The sequence below is a fragment of the Mesorhizobium sp. Cs1321R2N1 genome (assembly GCF_037179725.1).
Classification (GTDB): domain Bacteria; phylum Pseudomonadota; class Alphaproteobacteria; order Rhizobiales; family Rhizobiaceae; genus Mesorhizobium; species Mesorhizobium salmacidum.
On sequence record NZ_JAPYKP010000038.1, the window covers coordinates 1 to 15,019 of the forward strand.

13 protein-coding genes, 1 tRNA gene and 1 pseudogene are annotated in these 15,019 nt (G+C 61.2%); 5 read left to right on the forward strand and 10 right to left on the reverse strand.

Annotated elements, in window-relative coordinates:
• Window positions 1-104, forward strand: a pseudogene (locus O7A61_RS12720) (IS5/IS1182 family transposase); the annotation flags it as partial.
• A 77-nt stretch (window positions 105-181) separates the two neighbouring features.
• Here O7A61_RS12720 and O7A61_RS12725 read toward each other — a convergent pair.
• The 4 genes from O7A61_RS12725 to O7A61_RS12740 form a co-directional block, all read right to left on the reverse strand.
• Complete coding sequence (locus O7A61_RS12725; protein WP_337130084.1) at window positions 182-1,051, reverse strand: hypothetical protein; 870 nt, start codon at window positions 1,049-1,051, stop codon at window positions 182-184.
• 9 nt (window positions 1,052-1,060) lie between these two features.
• A complete protein-coding gene (locus tag O7A61_RS12730) occupies window positions 1,061-1,612 on the reverse strand; it encodes a deoxynucleoside kinase (protein WP_337130085.1) in 552 nt (183 codons plus the stop codon).
• A 716-nt stretch (window positions 1,613-2,328) separates the two neighbouring features.
• Window positions 2,329-3,519 (reverse strand): tyrosine-type recombinase/integrase, encoded by a 1,191-nt coding sequence (locus O7A61_RS12735; RefSeq protein ID WP_337130086.1) that lies wholly within the window; start codon window positions 3,517-3,519, stop codon window positions 2,329-2,331.
• 164 nt (window positions 3,520-3,683) lie between these two features.
• Window positions 3,684-3,759: transfer RNA gene (locus O7A61_RS12740), tRNA-Thr, on the reverse strand.
• 288 nt (window positions 3,760-4,047) lie between these two features.
• Here O7A61_RS12740 and O7A61_RS12745 point away from each other — a divergent pair.
• Complete coding sequence (locus tag O7A61_RS12745) at window positions 4,048-5,193, forward strand: hypothetical protein (RefSeq protein ID WP_337130087.1); 1,146 nt, start codon at window positions 4,048-4,050, stop codon at window positions 5,191-5,193.
• A 21-nt stretch (window positions 5,194-5,214) separates the two neighbouring features.
• Here O7A61_RS12745 and O7A61_RS12750 read toward each other — a convergent pair whose 3' ends face one another.
• Window positions 5,215-6,816, reverse strand: a complete 1,602-nt coding sequence (locus O7A61_RS12750; RefSeq protein ID WP_337130088.1) for a cisplatin damage response ATP-dependent DNA ligase — start codon at window positions 6,814-6,816, stop codon at window positions 5,215-5,217.
• Between the two features lie 229 nt (window positions 6,817-7,045).
• Window positions 7,046-8,056 carry a ligase-associated DNA damage response exonuclease gene (locus O7A61_RS12755; RefSeq protein WP_337130089.1) on the reverse strand — a complete coding sequence of 337 codons (1,011 nt, stop codon included), beginning with the start codon at window positions 8,054-8,056 and terminating at the stop codon, window positions 7,046-7,048.
• A gap of 149 nt (window positions 8,057-8,205) precedes the next feature.
• Here O7A61_RS12755 and O7A61_RS12760 point away from each other — a divergent pair, with 149 nt between their 5' ends.
• From O7A61_RS12760 to O7A61_RS12770, 3 genes are all read left to right on the forward strand, one after another.
• Window positions 8,206-9,123, forward strand: a complete 918-nt coding sequence (locus O7A61_RS12760) for a class I SAM-dependent DNA methyltransferase (protein ID WP_337130090.1) — start codon at window positions 8,206-8,208, stop codon at window positions 9,121-9,123.
• A gap of 100 nt (window positions 9,124-9,223) precedes the next feature.
• On the forward strand, window positions 9,224-9,583 hold the full coding sequence (locus tag O7A61_RS12765; RefSeq protein ID WP_337130091.1) for a hypothetical protein: 360 nt from the start codon (window positions 9,224-9,226) through the stop codon (window positions 9,581-9,583).
• 33 nt (window positions 9,584-9,616) lie between these two features.
• Window positions 9,617-10,144: an AAA family ATPase gene (locus tag O7A61_RS12770; protein ID WP_337130092.1), complete on the forward strand. Its 528-nt coding sequence runs from the start codon at window positions 9,617-9,619 to the stop codon at window positions 10,142-10,144.
• Window positions 10,145-10,157: 13 nt separating this feature from the next.
• On the opposite strand, the gene O7A61_RS12775 is transcribed toward O7A61_RS12770, so the two are convergent.
• From O7A61_RS12775 to O7A61_RS12790, 4 genes are read right to left on the reverse strand one after another with little or no spacing between them, the layout of a single operon-like run.
• Complete coding sequence (locus O7A61_RS12775) at window positions 10,158-11,099, reverse strand: 2-hydroxyacid dehydrogenase (RefSeq protein WP_027142084.1); 942 nt, start codon at window positions 11,097-11,099, stop codon at window positions 10,158-10,160.
• Between the two features lie 30 nt (window positions 11,100-11,129).
• Window positions 11,130-12,761, reverse strand: coding sequence for an ABC transporter ATP-binding protein (locus O7A61_RS12780; RefSeq protein ID WP_337130093.1), 1,632 nt, complete (start codon window positions 12,759-12,761; stop codon window positions 11,130-11,132).
• Window positions 12,758-13,903: an ABC transporter permease gene (locus O7A61_RS12785; RefSeq protein WP_027142082.1), complete on the reverse strand. Its 1,146-nt coding sequence runs from the start codon at window positions 13,901-13,903 to the stop codon at window positions 12,758-12,760. The genes O7A61_RS12780 and O7A61_RS12785 overlap by 4 nt, the downstream gene beginning before the upstream one ends.
• Window positions 13,903-14,997: a microcin C ABC transporter permease YejB gene (locus O7A61_RS12790; protein WP_027142081.1), complete on the reverse strand. Its 1,095-nt coding sequence runs from the start codon at window positions 14,995-14,997 to the stop codon at window positions 13,903-13,905. The genes O7A61_RS12785 and O7A61_RS12790 overlap by 1 nt, the downstream gene beginning before the upstream one ends.
• Between the last annotated feature and the right edge of the window lie 22 nt (window positions 14,998-15,019).

Here is a 15,019-nt window from a genome sequence, read left to right on the forward strand (position 1 = left end):
ACAAACTCAAACAGTTCCGCCGCGTCGCAACACGATACGACAAGTTGCTCGCCAACTTCATGGGCTTTGTCAAACTTGCCGCTATCGCTATCTGGCTCAGGTAGTTAAATCGTCACTACGCCCTAGGTCAGAACGGCGAGATGGTGGTGCTAGAGGATGAAGCAGCTAGGACACCTCAACCTTAGGCGGGTGCAGGAAGGCCGTCGGCCTGTTGCGTCATAGGCACCCCGCCTGGGAACAGTGCAGGCTTCATTGTGCGGATATCGTCAATAAATCCATCGTCGAGCAGATCAGACCGTATGAGCTCTCCAGCGTATCGAATGAACGACATTAGCTTGGCGTCAGTTTCGCTAAAGGCGCCTTTGGCGTTGCTGGACAAAACAAGAGCGAATGGCTGCCCTAGATCTAACGAAAGCAGGATCGACGATCTAATCTGCTTGCGCTGTTCCTCGGTGGTGAACGAATAGCCCGCCTTGATCTCGTGGGTATCGCCGATGACGCGCGGTTGTGACGTTGGATTGGCCAAAACCTTTGTAACCTCGTAGCCCTTTTCGAGATAGAATTTCGGATTGTTCTCTCGGAGAGCCATACTGCGCGCCACAGTGTCGTGGTTGGAGTCAAAGTAGCTGAATAGCAGCGGCTCTTTGGCGTCTACGAAAACGCAGAGTTCGAGGTGTGAGCCGGATACCCAGCCCTGAAGCGTCTCCTCGACAAATCGAAGCGTACCTGTCACCAGGGATTTGCGAGTCTCAAATGTATCACGTTTGCTCCGGCGGGCATCTTCGATAATGCCACTGCGATCGGTGGCCAGGCGATGCAATCTGGTCATGGGCAGGAGTTCGGCTTTTACGAAGGTGTCCTCAACCAGCTTCTTAAAGAGGAAGCCTATTCCTCCAAGAACAGTTGTGTTCATTATAGCAGCAACTGTGCTGCCACCGGAAAAACCTTTGTCGACCATTGCCCAGACGAGTGAGGCTTCTAGGCTCATAAACCCCACCGTAGCTAGGCAGAACATGCCGAAAATGATCCAACGCTGCGTGGGATTTAGCATAATATTTTCTCACAGATGGGTGCGCAAAAGCGTCTCAACTTTGCATCTCGAGCTATCAATCCTTACAACACTTTCGTGCCGGCTCGAAATCCAGTCCTCGTACAATTGCAATTGTACACAAAGGTTGTCCCGTATGATTGTTGGATGCCCTTTGATCAACAGGCGCTGTTCCAGAACGTCCTCACTGGCTTGCAGATAAATGATGAGGTCTGGCGCCGGCAATCCGGCTCGCAAACTGTCGGCGAATTTTGCGAGGCGATTGAATTCATCGACATTGAGATAGCCGTTTTGGAGGTGCATCCGACAAAAAACTGCAATGTCCTCGTCGATACTGCGGTCGAATACCACCTTTTTGCGAGAGGCGGTGGCGTCCCACTGTTTCTTACGAGATCCCATCAGTGCCCTTTGCACATCATAGCAATAGCGCTGCGGCTCAGCGGCAAACGCTTCAAATATTTGCGTCGGCGCGGTTTCTCGAATTACCCGATAGCCATGGCGCGAGAGAACACTAGCAACCGACGTTTTACCCGCACCGGTCGGGCCTGACAGCCAAATTATCAAGATCTGCTCTCTCGAATTCCGAGACACGACGTCTCTAGGGAGTTCTGCACGGCAATAGCAAACACCACACCGCTTAGTATCGGCTTAATAGGCTCTACTGCGACGCAAGGCATCGTAGAACGCTAATCACGGTTGGCGTGTAGCGTTCTGAGAGCAGAGAGCCCTTGGCGCGGCAATGACGTGCTCCAGATAGGACTTGAAGCCGGAGTCAAACCAGAGATCGTTGGCCCTTGCCTTCGATCGTTTGCTCCAGCTGCGCGATTTTGCTCTCAATCCAAAACCCCTCTAGGAAACGGCGCGCCCCGATGGACATGAAGCTTTGGCGTCGGCTCATATTTAACGTGCCGAACCGTATGTCCGGGTTGTGCAGTATTACTTACGAATGCCGCACGTTAGGGTATACCCCTAATGCTCAAGATATTATGCGGAGCTCCCGTCTGACATAGCCCCGCCCAGATCGCTTGGTGCGATATCGCCGCGGCTCATTTCAGATGAGGATCATTGCTCCGCAACTCAGAACCATTGCGACCCTGAGAACCTGATCGCCCAACCGCGCCGCGATTAATCACAGCCTCGCCTGCCCCAGGCGAGGCATATCCTTCCTCCGGACCCGATAAGTGTCGGCCACATCCATCTGGGCCTGATGCCAAGCCCCCATAAATGGCGCACATTGAGCAAAATAGGTTAACTGGCGGAGAGAGCGTCGTTGTTTGGACTTACGATTTGCCACGCATTTGGTCGATTTTATCAGCCCACCACTGCATCATCTGAACACGTTCTTCCCAATGATCGCCTCGATGGTAAGCACGCCGAACAGAGTCGGCATCCTTGTGCGCGAGTTGCCGTTCAATTGCGTCAATCGACCATTTGCCGCTTTCATTTAGCAACGTGCTGGCTGTGGCACGGAAGCCATGAGCGGTGGCCTCTGCCTTTGTGAAGCCCATGCGGCGCAAGGCTGCGTTAAGAGCGTTGTCAGACAACGGCTTTTTGCTGGACCGGGTCGAAGGAAATAGAAAAGTTCCCCATCCCGTTATCGATTGTAGGTTCTGGAGAATGTCGATCGCTTGCGTCGGCAGCGGCACTCTGTGCTCACTGCGCATTTTCATTCGACCGGCCGGCACCGTCCACAATCCAACTACTAGATCGAACTCGTTCCATTGCGCCTGCCTTATCTCCCCTGGGCGAGGAAACAGTAGCGCCGATAGTTCAAGAGCAATGCGAACTTCAGGCGTGCCATCGTAGGTGCGAATTGCCCGAAGAAGCCCGCCGAAAGCTTTAGCCTCTAGGAATGCCGCGTGATGCTTCGTCTGTGGGCCGGCAATTGCTCCCTTCAACGCTTGGGTGGGATCCGATACGCAAAGGGCCGACGCGATGCCGTAACGGAACACACTACCGATAACGCCACGCATTCGTCGGGCAGTCTCCAGCCGGCCGCGTTTCTCCACCAGTCGCAAAGCCACGAGTATTTCGGGCGCCGTGATCATATTGATCGGCCGCGAGCCGAAGGTTGGGCGCGCGAGATCGAGAACCCATTCTGTTTTTACGATCGTAGCCGTAGCCCGCCCTTTGCGCTTCTGGAGAGCAACATATTCGTCTGCTACCGCGTCAAACGTGTTCGCGCGCGCCAAAGTGCCTGTAATTTTGTCGAGGCGCTTTTGAGCACTGGGATCAACGCCGTCTCTCAGAAGCCGCTTCGCATCGTCCCTTCGCTTTCGTGCCTCAGCTAACCCGACATCCGGATAAGCGCCGAAGGCAAGTGTTTTCTCTTTATTATCAAATCGGTACTTTAGACGCCAAAGCCGAGCGCCTTTTGACGTCACCAAAAGAAATAAGCCCCCGGCATCGGCAATTTTTCGATCCTTGTCGCCCGGCTTGAGTGCGCGAACGGCAGCATCCGTAAGAGTCATTTGGGGGTATCGTTTCAGTTTGTTAAGCTCGATACCCCCAACGATACCCCTATTTTTGCTGAATGCAACCGGACATTCCTGGACTTCAGCGGCTGACGTTGACGGCTAAGCAACGGATTTCCAAGCAATTTTTGGACGAAGATGGACATCTTTGGATGAAGAACTGGTGCCGCTTAGGTGACTCGAACACCTGACCCCATCATTACGAATGATGTGCTCTACCAACTGAGCTAAAGCGGCCCGGGAGGCCAAGGCCTCCAAGATGGGCTGGGTGATAGACTCAACCGGCCGCGAATTCAAGATGCGACTTGGCAAATCATGCAAGAGGCCCGCCACGATCGAAACCGGGGTTCTGGCGTCCCTGCATGCTGGAATCGCCGGCATATTCCGATTTTGTTTGCCGGAACATCGCGAAGATGGACTTTGAACGGCCCGTCGAGGCAGAATGCGGCTGCCCGCCCGTTGATTGATTGGTCGCCTGCCGCTAACCATCATGAAAGCTTGTGGCAATTTGCAGAGGGACCTCGCTTGGACGCGATCGAAAAAGCGATCCGGAACGCCTTGGAAAAGGGCAACGCCGAGGACCGCGCGTTCCGCGAGAGGGTCTATCGTGCGGCCTTCGCCGCGCTCGACCGTGCGCTCCAGGCCAATCCCGGCGTGACCGTGGAAGTCGCCATCAAGCGCCGCAAGGCTATCCAGGCGAAAATCACCGAAATCGAATCCGAGTATCTGCCGGCGGTGCCAGGCGTTGCCCCGCAGATCGACGCGCCGGCGGGCGAGGCCGAGGGCGGCGCGGCGCCGGCGGTCGAGGCCGGCCCGAAGGCGCCATCGCCCGCCGTCGCCGTCGACGGCACCGTACAGCCCGGATCCGACGCGCCGCGCTCGCGCGTGCTGCCGGTGGTTCCCGACATCATGCCGGACGCCAGTCTTCCCGGCGCGCCAGCCATCGACATGTCGGCTCCCGCCGCGCCGGGAGCAGCGACGGAAGTAGCGCCCGACCGCGATGAGCGGCGCATACGCGGCCGGCGCCTGCCGCTGACCGCCATTTTCTTCACGGTCACGCTGCTCGCGGCGATTGGTATCGGACTGTACTTCGCCATGCAGACCGGTGTGTTCAAGACGGCCGCGCAGCTCAATACCGCGCCGCCGGAAGCGCCACCGACGGTCGAGGACGACGATTTTACCCCGGCCGACGGCGCCAATGCACCGGCAAAGCCCGGTGCCGCGGATCAGTCGCGCGATTGGATCAATGTGTTTTCGCCGACCGACCCGACCCATGTCGCCGCCCCGTCGGACGCCAAGGCCGAGGTGATGAAGGACGACAGCGCGCCGTTCCTGCGCATCCAGTCCGGCGCCTCCGGCTCGGCGATCGCCTTCGACGTCGGGCAGGGCGTGCTGGAAAAGCTCGCCGGCAAGCACGCCGTGTTCGACATCATCGCCCGCGCCGAGGACGGCAAGGACACGCAGATCTCCGTCGACTGCAATTTCGGCGAACTCGGCGACTGCGGCCGCAAGCGCTACGCGGTCGGCCAGCAGAAAAACGAATATCTGTTCGACGTGAAGTTCCCCGACAAGCATCCCGGCTCAGCCGGAACAATCGCCATCAATTCCGATTTCGACAAACAGGGCAAGGCGGTCAACGTCTACGAGATCCGCGTCTCGATCGAACCCTGAACCGTTGCATATCGGCCGCTCCTAGCGGTCGAGCAGCGCCTGCAGGGTTTCTATGCGGTCGGCCTCGTTGGCCGGCTTGTCCCAGCGCAGCCGAGAAATCCTGGGGAAACGCATGGCCACACCCGATTTGTGCCGGGTCGAGCGGTTGAGCCCCTCGAAGGCGACTTCCAGCACCAGGCCATTGTCGCGGTCGGCGCGCACCGAGCGCACCGGCCCAAAGCGCTCGACCGTGTTGTCGCGGACATATTTGTCGATCTGCCTCAGTTCCTCGTCGGTAAAGCCGAAATAGGCCTTGCCGACCGGCACCAGTTCCTCCGCGCCCTCGGCTCCGGACCAGACGCCGAATGTATAGTCGGAATAGAAGCTCGAGCGCTTGCCGTGGCCGCGCTGGGCATACATCAGCACGGCGTCCACCGTGTGCGGATCGCGCTTCCATTTGAACCACGGACCCTTCGGCCGGCCCGCGACATAGGGCGAATCCCAGCGCTTCAGCATCACGCCTTCGATGATCGGATGCGGCGGCGCACGGCGCAGGTCCTCGAGCGCCTGCCAGTCCGTGAACTCGACGAAGGGGGAGAGATCGAAGCGGCTGGGATCGAGCGTCCCGATGAAGGCTTCGAGACGGCCGCGCCGCTCGCGGAAGGACAGTCCGCGCAGATCCTCCGCGCCGATCTGCAGCAGGTCGTAGCAGCGCATGAAGGCCGGATACTGCTGCTGCATCTTCGGCGTCACCGTCTTGCGGTTCAGCCGCTGCTGCAGGTCCGAGAACGTTCCCGTCGCCTCTCGCGGATCGCCGACCAGCAACTCGCCATCGAGCGTCGCGGAAAAATGCATGGCGTCGGCGAGATCTGGAAAGGCGCCCGAGACATCGTCGCCGGTGCGCGAATAGAGCCTGCGGATGCCGCCTTCGGCCACCGCCTGGACGCGGATCCCGTCCCATTTCCACTCGGCCGCATAGTCCGTCGGATTGAGCTTTTCGAGGTCGCCGTCGCCGATCGGATTCGACAGCATGACCGGGCGGAACAGCGCCATCGCCGTGTTGCGCGGTTTTTCGGCCTTGCCTTCCAGCCAGGCGAACAGCGCCGTGTAGGGCGGCGACAGCCCATGCCAGAGCTCCTCGATCTCGGCGACGTCGACCTTGCCGAAATCGGCCAGCGCCTGTTTGGCCAGCCGCGCCGAGACACCGATGCGCAGGCCGCCGGTGACCAGCTTGATGATGGCAAAGCGTGCCGAGATGCCGGCGCTGTCGAGCAGCCCCGTCAGCACCTTCGGTCCGTCGGAGCGGCTTGCCGCCTGCAGCTTGGCCACCACCTCACCAAGCGTCGGCTCGCGATTCGCGATCCTGCCAGGCGTTTGCGGCCAGACCAGCGACACCGTCTCGGCGAGATCGCCGACATAGTCGTAGGAATAGCCGAACAGCACCGGGTCCATGCGTTCGATGACCAGCGTGCGCAGCATGGCCGGCTTGACCGCGGCAATCCTGAGATCGCCGGTGATGGCCGCCAGCGCCAGGCCGCGATCGGGATCCTCGACGTTGCGGAAATAATCGGTCAGCAATGTAAGTTTGCCGTTGCGCGACGGCGTCAGCACCAGGCGGTCGAGAAGTTCGGCGAAGCGGTTCATGGCGATGAGGACCACACGAAGGGAAGAGGTTTGCGCGAGGCGCCCCCCTCTGTCCTGCCGGACATCTCCCCCTCCAGGGGGGAGATCGGATGTCGCGTCTGCTTTCGCCAGCTTTCAACGTTGAAGAAACAGCGACGCCGCCAAAGCTGCCAATCTCCCCACTCGAGGGGGAGATGTCCGGCAGGACAGAGGGGGGCGCCGTAGGGCGCGGCGTCGATGGATGTCATCCTCAATCGCCCTCGTCCTCATAGCCCACCAGATGCAGTGGTCTGGCCGCTATCCCTTCCAACTCGCACCAGCGCACCAGCGCTTCCTCGCGGCCGTGCGTGACCCAGATTTCCTCGGCGCCGGTCTCCTTGATGGTGATGATCAGTTCGTCCCAGTCGGCATGGTCCGAGATGATCAGCGGCAGCTCGACGCCGCCTTGCTTGGCGCGCTGGCGGATGCGCATCCAGCCCGACGCGAAGCACGAGATCGGATCGGGAAAGCGCCGCGCCCAGCGGTCGGCGAAGGCCGATGGCGGGCCGACCACGATGGCGCCGGCGAAATCCTGCTTGGCACCGCTCTCCACCGTCGCCGGCTCGAGTTCGCCGAGATTGATGCCCTGGCTCTGATAGTATTCGCTGAGCCTAGCCAGCGCGCCATGGATGTAGAGCGGCTTGTCGTAACCGGCGTCGCGCAGCAGCCGCATCACCCGCTGCGCCTTGCCCAGTGCGTAGGCCCCGACCAGATGCGAACGCTCCGGGAATTGCGCCGCCGATTTCAAGAGGCGGGCGATCTCTTCCGTGTCGGGCGGATGGCGAAACACCGGCAGGCCAAAGGTCGCCTCGGTTATGAAGACGTCGCAGGCGATCGGCTCGAACGGCGCGCAGGTCGCGTCCTTCTGTCGCTTGTAGTCGCCGGAGGCGACGATGCGCCTGCCCTGGTGCTCGACTGATATCTGCGCCGAGCCCAACACATGGCCAGCTGGATGAAAGCTGACATCGACGCCGTCGATGGCAATCGTCTCGCCGAACGCAGCTGCCTGCGTCGTCCCGGCAAAGTCCTCGCCATAACGCAGCCCCATGATGTCGAGCGTCTGCTGCGTCGCAAGCACCGAGCCGTGGCCGGAACGCGCATGGTCGGAATGGCCGTGCGTGATCAGCGCCCGGTTCACCGGCCGCACCGGGTCGATGAAGAAATCGCCCGGCGGGCAGTAGAGGCCTTCGGGCCGGGGATGAAGCAGGTCGCTGGCGCGCATGGTGCCAAGATAGGATATAATTCCGCGGCGGGAAGCCTGTTGCCCGAGACTGCTGACTCCCGGGCAAGCCTGCTCAATTCGGTTCAGCTTCGGCATGCTTTGCTCTACAGAGATGGCGGGCCGGCTACCCTGCCGGTGGAACCATCGTCATGAAACCGCTTCAGACCTCGTCGGGCGACCCGAACGCCGATCGCCGTGCAGATTATGCCGAAATGCTCTTTGCCTCCGGTGATCACACTGCCGCGGCCGAGTTGCTGCTCGGCGCGCTGGAACTGGCGCCGCAATGGGCAATGGGCTGGTTTCGGCTGGGCGAGATGCAGGAGGCGTCACGCGGGCTCGATCTGGCGGCGCAAGCCTGGACGACGTCGATGAAACTCGATCCGGCCGATCGCCAGGGCGCGGCTCTCAAACTGCAGCTGATCGGCAGGGGGCCGGCCTCGATGGCGCCGCCCAGCGCCTTTGTCGAAACGCTGTTCGACCACTATGCCGAGACATTCGAGGAGATGCTGGTCGGCAAGCTCGACTACCGGCTGCCCGAGGTGCTCGACGCCGCCATCCGCAAGGCGAGGCCGGGCCGCTTCCGCCTGGCGCTCGACCTGGGCTGCGGCACCGGACTGATGGGCGAAAGGCTGAGGCCGATCGTCGACCGGCTGGAGGGCGTCGATATTTCGGCAAGGATGCTGAGGAAGGCGCGGGCAAAAAATATCTATGACGCGCTGACAAAAGCGGATTTGCAGGATTTTTCCTATTCGGGTGGCAAGGCCGATCTGGTGACGTCGGCCGACGTGCTGATTTACATCGGCGGGCTCGAAGGTTTGGTGGCAGCGGTCGCCGGCCTGCTCGCCGAGGGCGGCCTGTTTGCATTTTCCGTCGAGAGCCTGGCGGACGGCGGCGACTTGGCGCTGCAGACGTCGCGGCGCTACGCCCATTCGGAGGGCTATGTCAGACGGACCGTCGAGACCAACGGCCTGTCGATCGTGGCGTTGGAGCCAACAAGCATCCGCCAGGATCGCCGCGAGCCCGTCAAAGGCCTGGCCGTCGTGGCACGGAAAGCTCATGCCATATGAGGGCAGCCCTTGGTACTGCTGCGAAAAAGTCCGATTTGCGTGCGCGATTGATATTTGCGATCTGGTCGCATCAGGGCGGGATATCAGGAGGAGCACTTCGATGCGCTGGAACATGATGATCTTGGCGTCTTGCCTGGCAACCGCCGGCTGCGTCGGCAATTCCGCGTCCGAGCGGCAGGATGCCAACATCGAATCCTCGCTGCAATATGACAGCGTGCCATGCGATCAGTTGCTGGCGCAGCGCAACGGATTGGCGCAGCAATATAATCTCCCGACGACCGCCAAGCCGACCTTCTCCAATCCCGCCATGGGATTCGGCCCGTTCACGCCTGACATGCGCTCCAAGGCCCAGCGCGACAGCGACAAGGCGTCAGGCGAAATCGATGCCATGAACCGGTCCATCGGCCGCCGCGACTGCGGCAAGCCGGACAAGCAGACGAAGTTCGCTCTACCCGGCTGATGACCAATCGTCCATCTTGCTAGGATCCATCCGGTGAACCTCTCGGACCTCGGCGACCGCATCTGTATTTTGGGGCCGTCCAACAGCGGCAAGTCGACGCTTGCCGACGCAATCGCGCGCAAGCGTGGCCTGACGCCTATCCATCTCGATCTGCTCTTTCATCTGCCCAACACGGATTGGGAGCAGCGTCCGAGGGACGAGTTCATTGCCTTGCATGACGCCGCGATCGCCGGTGAGCGGTGGGTGATGGACGGAAACTACTCGGTCTGCATGCCGCAACGCTTCCTGCGCGCGACGGGATTGATCCTGCTGGACATCTCCACCTCGGCAAGTCTGCTGCGTTATTTCAGGCGAACCCTGTTCGAGAGGGAGAGGTGCGGTGGCTTGGAAGGCGGGCGCGACAGCATCAAATGGGACATGATCCACCACATCGCCGTGGCCACGCCGAAAAACCGGCAGAGATACAGGGCGATGTTGGAGCAGATCGACCTGCAGAAGCTGCAGCTGTCTTCGGTTCGGGCGATCAAGAAATGTTTTCAGGACTGGGACTTGGCCAGGTGACGACGATGTCTCGTTAATATCCCGCCTTGCGGTCCACCAGATTGTCGAGCTTCTCACCGCGCTCGAAAGCGTCCATCTGGCGCAGCATGATCGGCGCCAGGTGCACGGGATCTGAGGTCGCGGCGGCATGCGGCGTCACGAACACTTTCGGATGGCGCCACAGCGGACTGGTCTTCGGCAGAGGTTCGACCTCGAACACGTCGAGGCTCGCTTCCTTCAGCGTACCGTCGTCCAATGCCCGCACGATGTCGGCGTCCTTCTGCAGGCGCCCACGCCCGGCGTTGATCAGCACCGAGCCGCCAAGCCCGTTGCGCTTGCGCAACTCCTTCAGCACGCCGTAGTTGATGATGCCTTGCGTATCCGGGGTCAACGGCAGAAGCACCACCAGAATGTCGGTGGCATTGAGGAACGGGATCAGGCCTGCTTCGCCGGAATAGGTGGCCACCCCGTTCATCGGCCGGTCGGTGCGCGACCAGCCATTGACCGCGAAGCCGAGCGACAGAAGTACCGAGGCCGCGGCCCGGCCGAGACTGCCGAGACCCATGATGCCGACGGAAATGTCGCCGGCCGGCCTCTGTTGCGGTTCGTGCCAGATCTTCTTCAGCTGCTGCGACCTGTAGAGCAGGCCCTGCCGATGATGGTCGAGCACCCGCCAGACGACGTACTCGGTCATGTACTGCGTGAGGTTGTCGGCGACGACCTTGACGATCGGCACGTCGGGCAGGCCGGGATCGGCGAAGATATGATCGACGCCGGCGCCGATCGAGAAGATGGCGCGCAGATTGGGCAGCGACGACATCAGGTTGGGCTTGTGCTTCCAGACCACCGCATAGGTGATCGAGGGATCCTTGGCGCCGTCCGGCTCCAGCACCACCTCGCGCTCGGCCGACAACAGGTCGCGCCAGCGCTGCGGATGAAAGCCGGTGACGGCAAGCAGGATGCGGCCTTTTTCCATCGCGGTTCGTTCAGTCCTTCCTTATGCGGATCACTCGCTGACCACGCCTGTCGGCGCCGTCTCGATCTTGAAGGCGGCCGAGATCAGCGCCCGAGTATAGTCGGTTTGCGGATTTCCAAAAATCTGTTCGGAAGGGCCGGCTTCGACGATCTGGCCATTGCGCATGACGATGACGTCATTGGCCAGCGCCCGGATGACCTTGAGGTCATGGCTGATGAAGAGATAGGCGAGGTCGTGCTTGGCCTGCAAATTGCGCAGGAGATCGACGACCTGCGCCTGCACGCTCATGTCGAGCGCCGATGTCGGCTCGTCCAGCATGACGAAGCGCGGGTTGAGCACCATGGCGCGCGCGATGGCGACACGCTGGCGCTGACCACCGGAAAATTCGTGCGGATAGCGGTTTCGGGTCGCCGGGTCGAGGCCGACTTCCTTCAGCACGGCGGCCACCTTGTCATCGCGCTCGTCGGGCGACAGCTTCGGCTCGTGGATCTTCAGGCCTTCCTCGATGATCTCGGCGATCGACATGCGCGGGCTGAGCGAACCGAACGGGTCCTGGAAGACGATCTGCAGTTCGCGCCTGAGCGGCCGCATGGCGTTGAAGGTGAGCTGGTTGATGTCGCGGCCGTTGAACTTGATGGTTCCGGTCGACGAGATCATGCGCGCCAGCGCCAGGCCGAGCGTCGTCTTGCCGGAACCGGATTCTCCGACCACGCCCAGCGTCTGGCCGGCGCGCACCGTGACGTCGATGCCGTCGACCGCCTTCACATGATCGACAGTGCGCCGGAAGAAGCCCTGCTTGATCGGAAACCAGACCTTGATGTCCTTGCCGGTCATGACAGGCTTGGCTTCGGCATTGGCGGCTGGTGGCTTGCCTTTCGGCTCGGCCGCCAGAAGATGACGCGTATAGGGGTGCTGCGGGCTGGCGAAGATGTCCTTGGTCGGTCCGGTCTCGACGATCTTGCCCTTGGTCATCACGCAGACCCGGTCGGCGATCTTGCGTACGATGCCGAGGTCATGAGTGATGAACAGCATCGACATGCCCTTGCGGCTTTTGAGGCCCGCGAGCAGTTCAAGGATCTGTGCCTGCACAGTGACGTCGAGCGCCGTCGTCGGCTCGTCGGCGATCAACAGTTCCGGCTCGTTGGCGAGCGCCATGGCGATCATGACGCGTTGGCGCTGGCCGCCCGAAAGCTGGTGCGGATAGGCATCGAGCCGTTTTTCCGGATCGCGGATGCCGACCTCTTTCAGCAGGGCCAGCGTGCGCGCCTTGGCCGGACGGTCGCTCATGCCTTGATGCAGCTTCAGGATCTCGACGATCTGGTGCTCGATCGTGTGCAACGGATTGAGCGAGGTCATCGGCTCCTGGAAGATCATGGTGATCTTGTTGCCGCGCACCTGCCGCAATTGCTTCTCGCTCATGGCCAGCAGGTCGGCGCCCTGGAACAGGATCTTGCCCGATGGGTGGCTGGCGCTGGGGTAGGGCAGCAGCTTCAGCACCGACAGCGCCGAGACCGATTTGCCGGAGCCGGATTCGCCGACAAGCGCCACCGTCTCGCCCCTGGCGATGTCGAACGAGATATGGTCGACGGCGACAGACTGGCCGCCGTCCTGGCTGAACGCGACGCTGAGGTCCTGGACGCTGAGCAAGGGGGCTTCGCTCATTTGAACGTCTTGCGCGGATCGAAGGCGTCGCGCGTCGCCTCGCCGACAAAGACCAGCAGCGACAGCATCAGCGAGATGACGACGAAGCCGGATATGCCGAGCCAAGGCGCGTTGAGGTTGCGCTGTGCCTGCTTGAGCAGTTCGCCGAGCGAGGCGGAGCCGGGCGGCAGGCCGAAGCCGAGATAGTCGAGCGAGGTCAGCGTCGAGATAGATCCGCTCAGCAAAAAGGGCAGGAAGGTCAATGTCGCCACCATCGCGTTGGGCAGCAGGTGCCGGAACATGATGGTGCGGTTGCGCACGCCGAGCGCGCGCGCCGCGTTGACATATTCGAAGTTGCGGGCGCGCAGGAACTCGGCCCGCACCACGCCTACCAGCGCCACCCAGGAGAACAGCAGCATCAGGCCAAGCAGGATGAAAAAGCCCGGCGGCAGGATGGCGGCGACGATCAGCAGCAGATAAAGCACGGGAATGGCCGACCAGATCTCGATGAAGCGTTGGAACAGCAGATCGGTCCAGCCGCCGAAATAGCCCTGCAACGCACCGGCGCCGACGCCGATCAGCGCCGAGCCCGCGGTCAGGATCAGGCCGAACAGCACCGAAATGCGGAAGCCGTAGATGACGCGCGCCAGCACGTCGCGCGCCTGGTCGTCGGTGCCGAACCAGTTCCAGTTACCGACATTGCAGGCCGGGTCATCGGCTCCTTGTGGATATTGGTTGCAGCGCGTCTTGGCGTCATATTCCCACGACGGCTTGGCGGGTGCCGCTTCGGGAATGGCGTTGTTGACGGTCTGGTAGGAATAGCGGATCGGCGGCCAGATCATCCAGCCATGGGCATTGATCTCGTCCTGGATCACCGGGTCGCGATAGTCAGTGACGGCATAGAAGCCGCCGAATTTTTCCTCGGGGTAAGCGACCATCACCGGGAAAAGGATTTCGCCCTTGTAGGAAGCGATGATCGGCTTGTCGTTGGCGATGAATTCGGCAAACAGCGACAGCACGAACAGAACGAGGAAAATCCACAGCGACCAGTAGCCGCGCCGGTTGGCCTTGAAATTCTGCAGGCGACGCTTGTTGAGCGGCGACAGGAACGGCCGTGGGAGCCGCTCCGGCAAGACACCGGCGGTAACGCTTGCCTCCGACATCAGACGTCTCTCCGCTCGAAATCGATGCGCGGATCGACCCAGGTGTACATCAGGTCGGACAGGAGCCCGACGAACAGGCCAAGCAGCGAGAAGATATAGAGATTGGCGAACACCACGGGATAGTCGCGCTCGACCACCGACCGGAAGCCGAGCAGGCCGAGCCCGTCGAGGGAAAAGATGTTCTCGATCAGCAGCGAGCCGGTGAAGAAGGCCGAGATGAAGGCGCCCGGGAAGCCGGCGATGACGATCAGCATGGCGTTGCGGAAGACGTGCCCGTAAAGCACCTGCCGTTCCGACAGGCCCTTGGCGCGCGCCGTTACCACATACTGCTTGCGGATTTCCTCCAGGAACGAGTTCTTGGTCAAAAGCGTCGTCGTGGCGAAGGCCGACAGCACCAGCGCCGTCAGCGGCAAGGTCATGTGCCAGAAATAATCGGCAATCCTGGCCGGCCAGGACAACTGGTCCCAATTGTCGGAAACGATGCCGCGCAACGGGAACCAGTCCCAGAACGAGCCGCCGGCAAACAGCACCATCAAAAGGATGCCAAACAGGAAGCCCGGAATGGCATAGCCGACAATGACGACGCCGCTGGTCCAGACGTCGAAGGGGCTGCCGTCCTTCACAGCCTTGCGGATGCCGAGCGGGATCGAGATCAGATAGGACAACAACGTGATCCAGAGTCCGATCGAAATCGACACAGGCATCTTCTCAAGGATCAGGTCGAGCACGGAAATATCGCGGAAATAGCTGTTGCCGAAATCGAACCTGGCGTAATTCCACAGCATCATGCCGAAGCGTTCGAGCGGCGGCTTGTCGAAGCCGAACTGCTTCTCCAGCTTCTTGATGAATTCGGGGTCGAGACCCTGGGCGCCGCGATATTTCGAACCGACATCGCCGGCAGCATCGAAATTGGAGCCGCCCGCGTCGCCGCCACCACCGCCGAGGCGGTCGCTGCCGCCCTGGTTGGTCAGCTTGGCGATGACCTGCTCGACCGGGCCGCCGGGCGCGAACTGGATGACGGCGAAGGATATCGCCATGATGCCGAACAGGGTCGGGATCATCAAAAGGATACGGCGCAGTATATAGGCGCCCATCAGGCCTTGCGTCCTGCTCGTG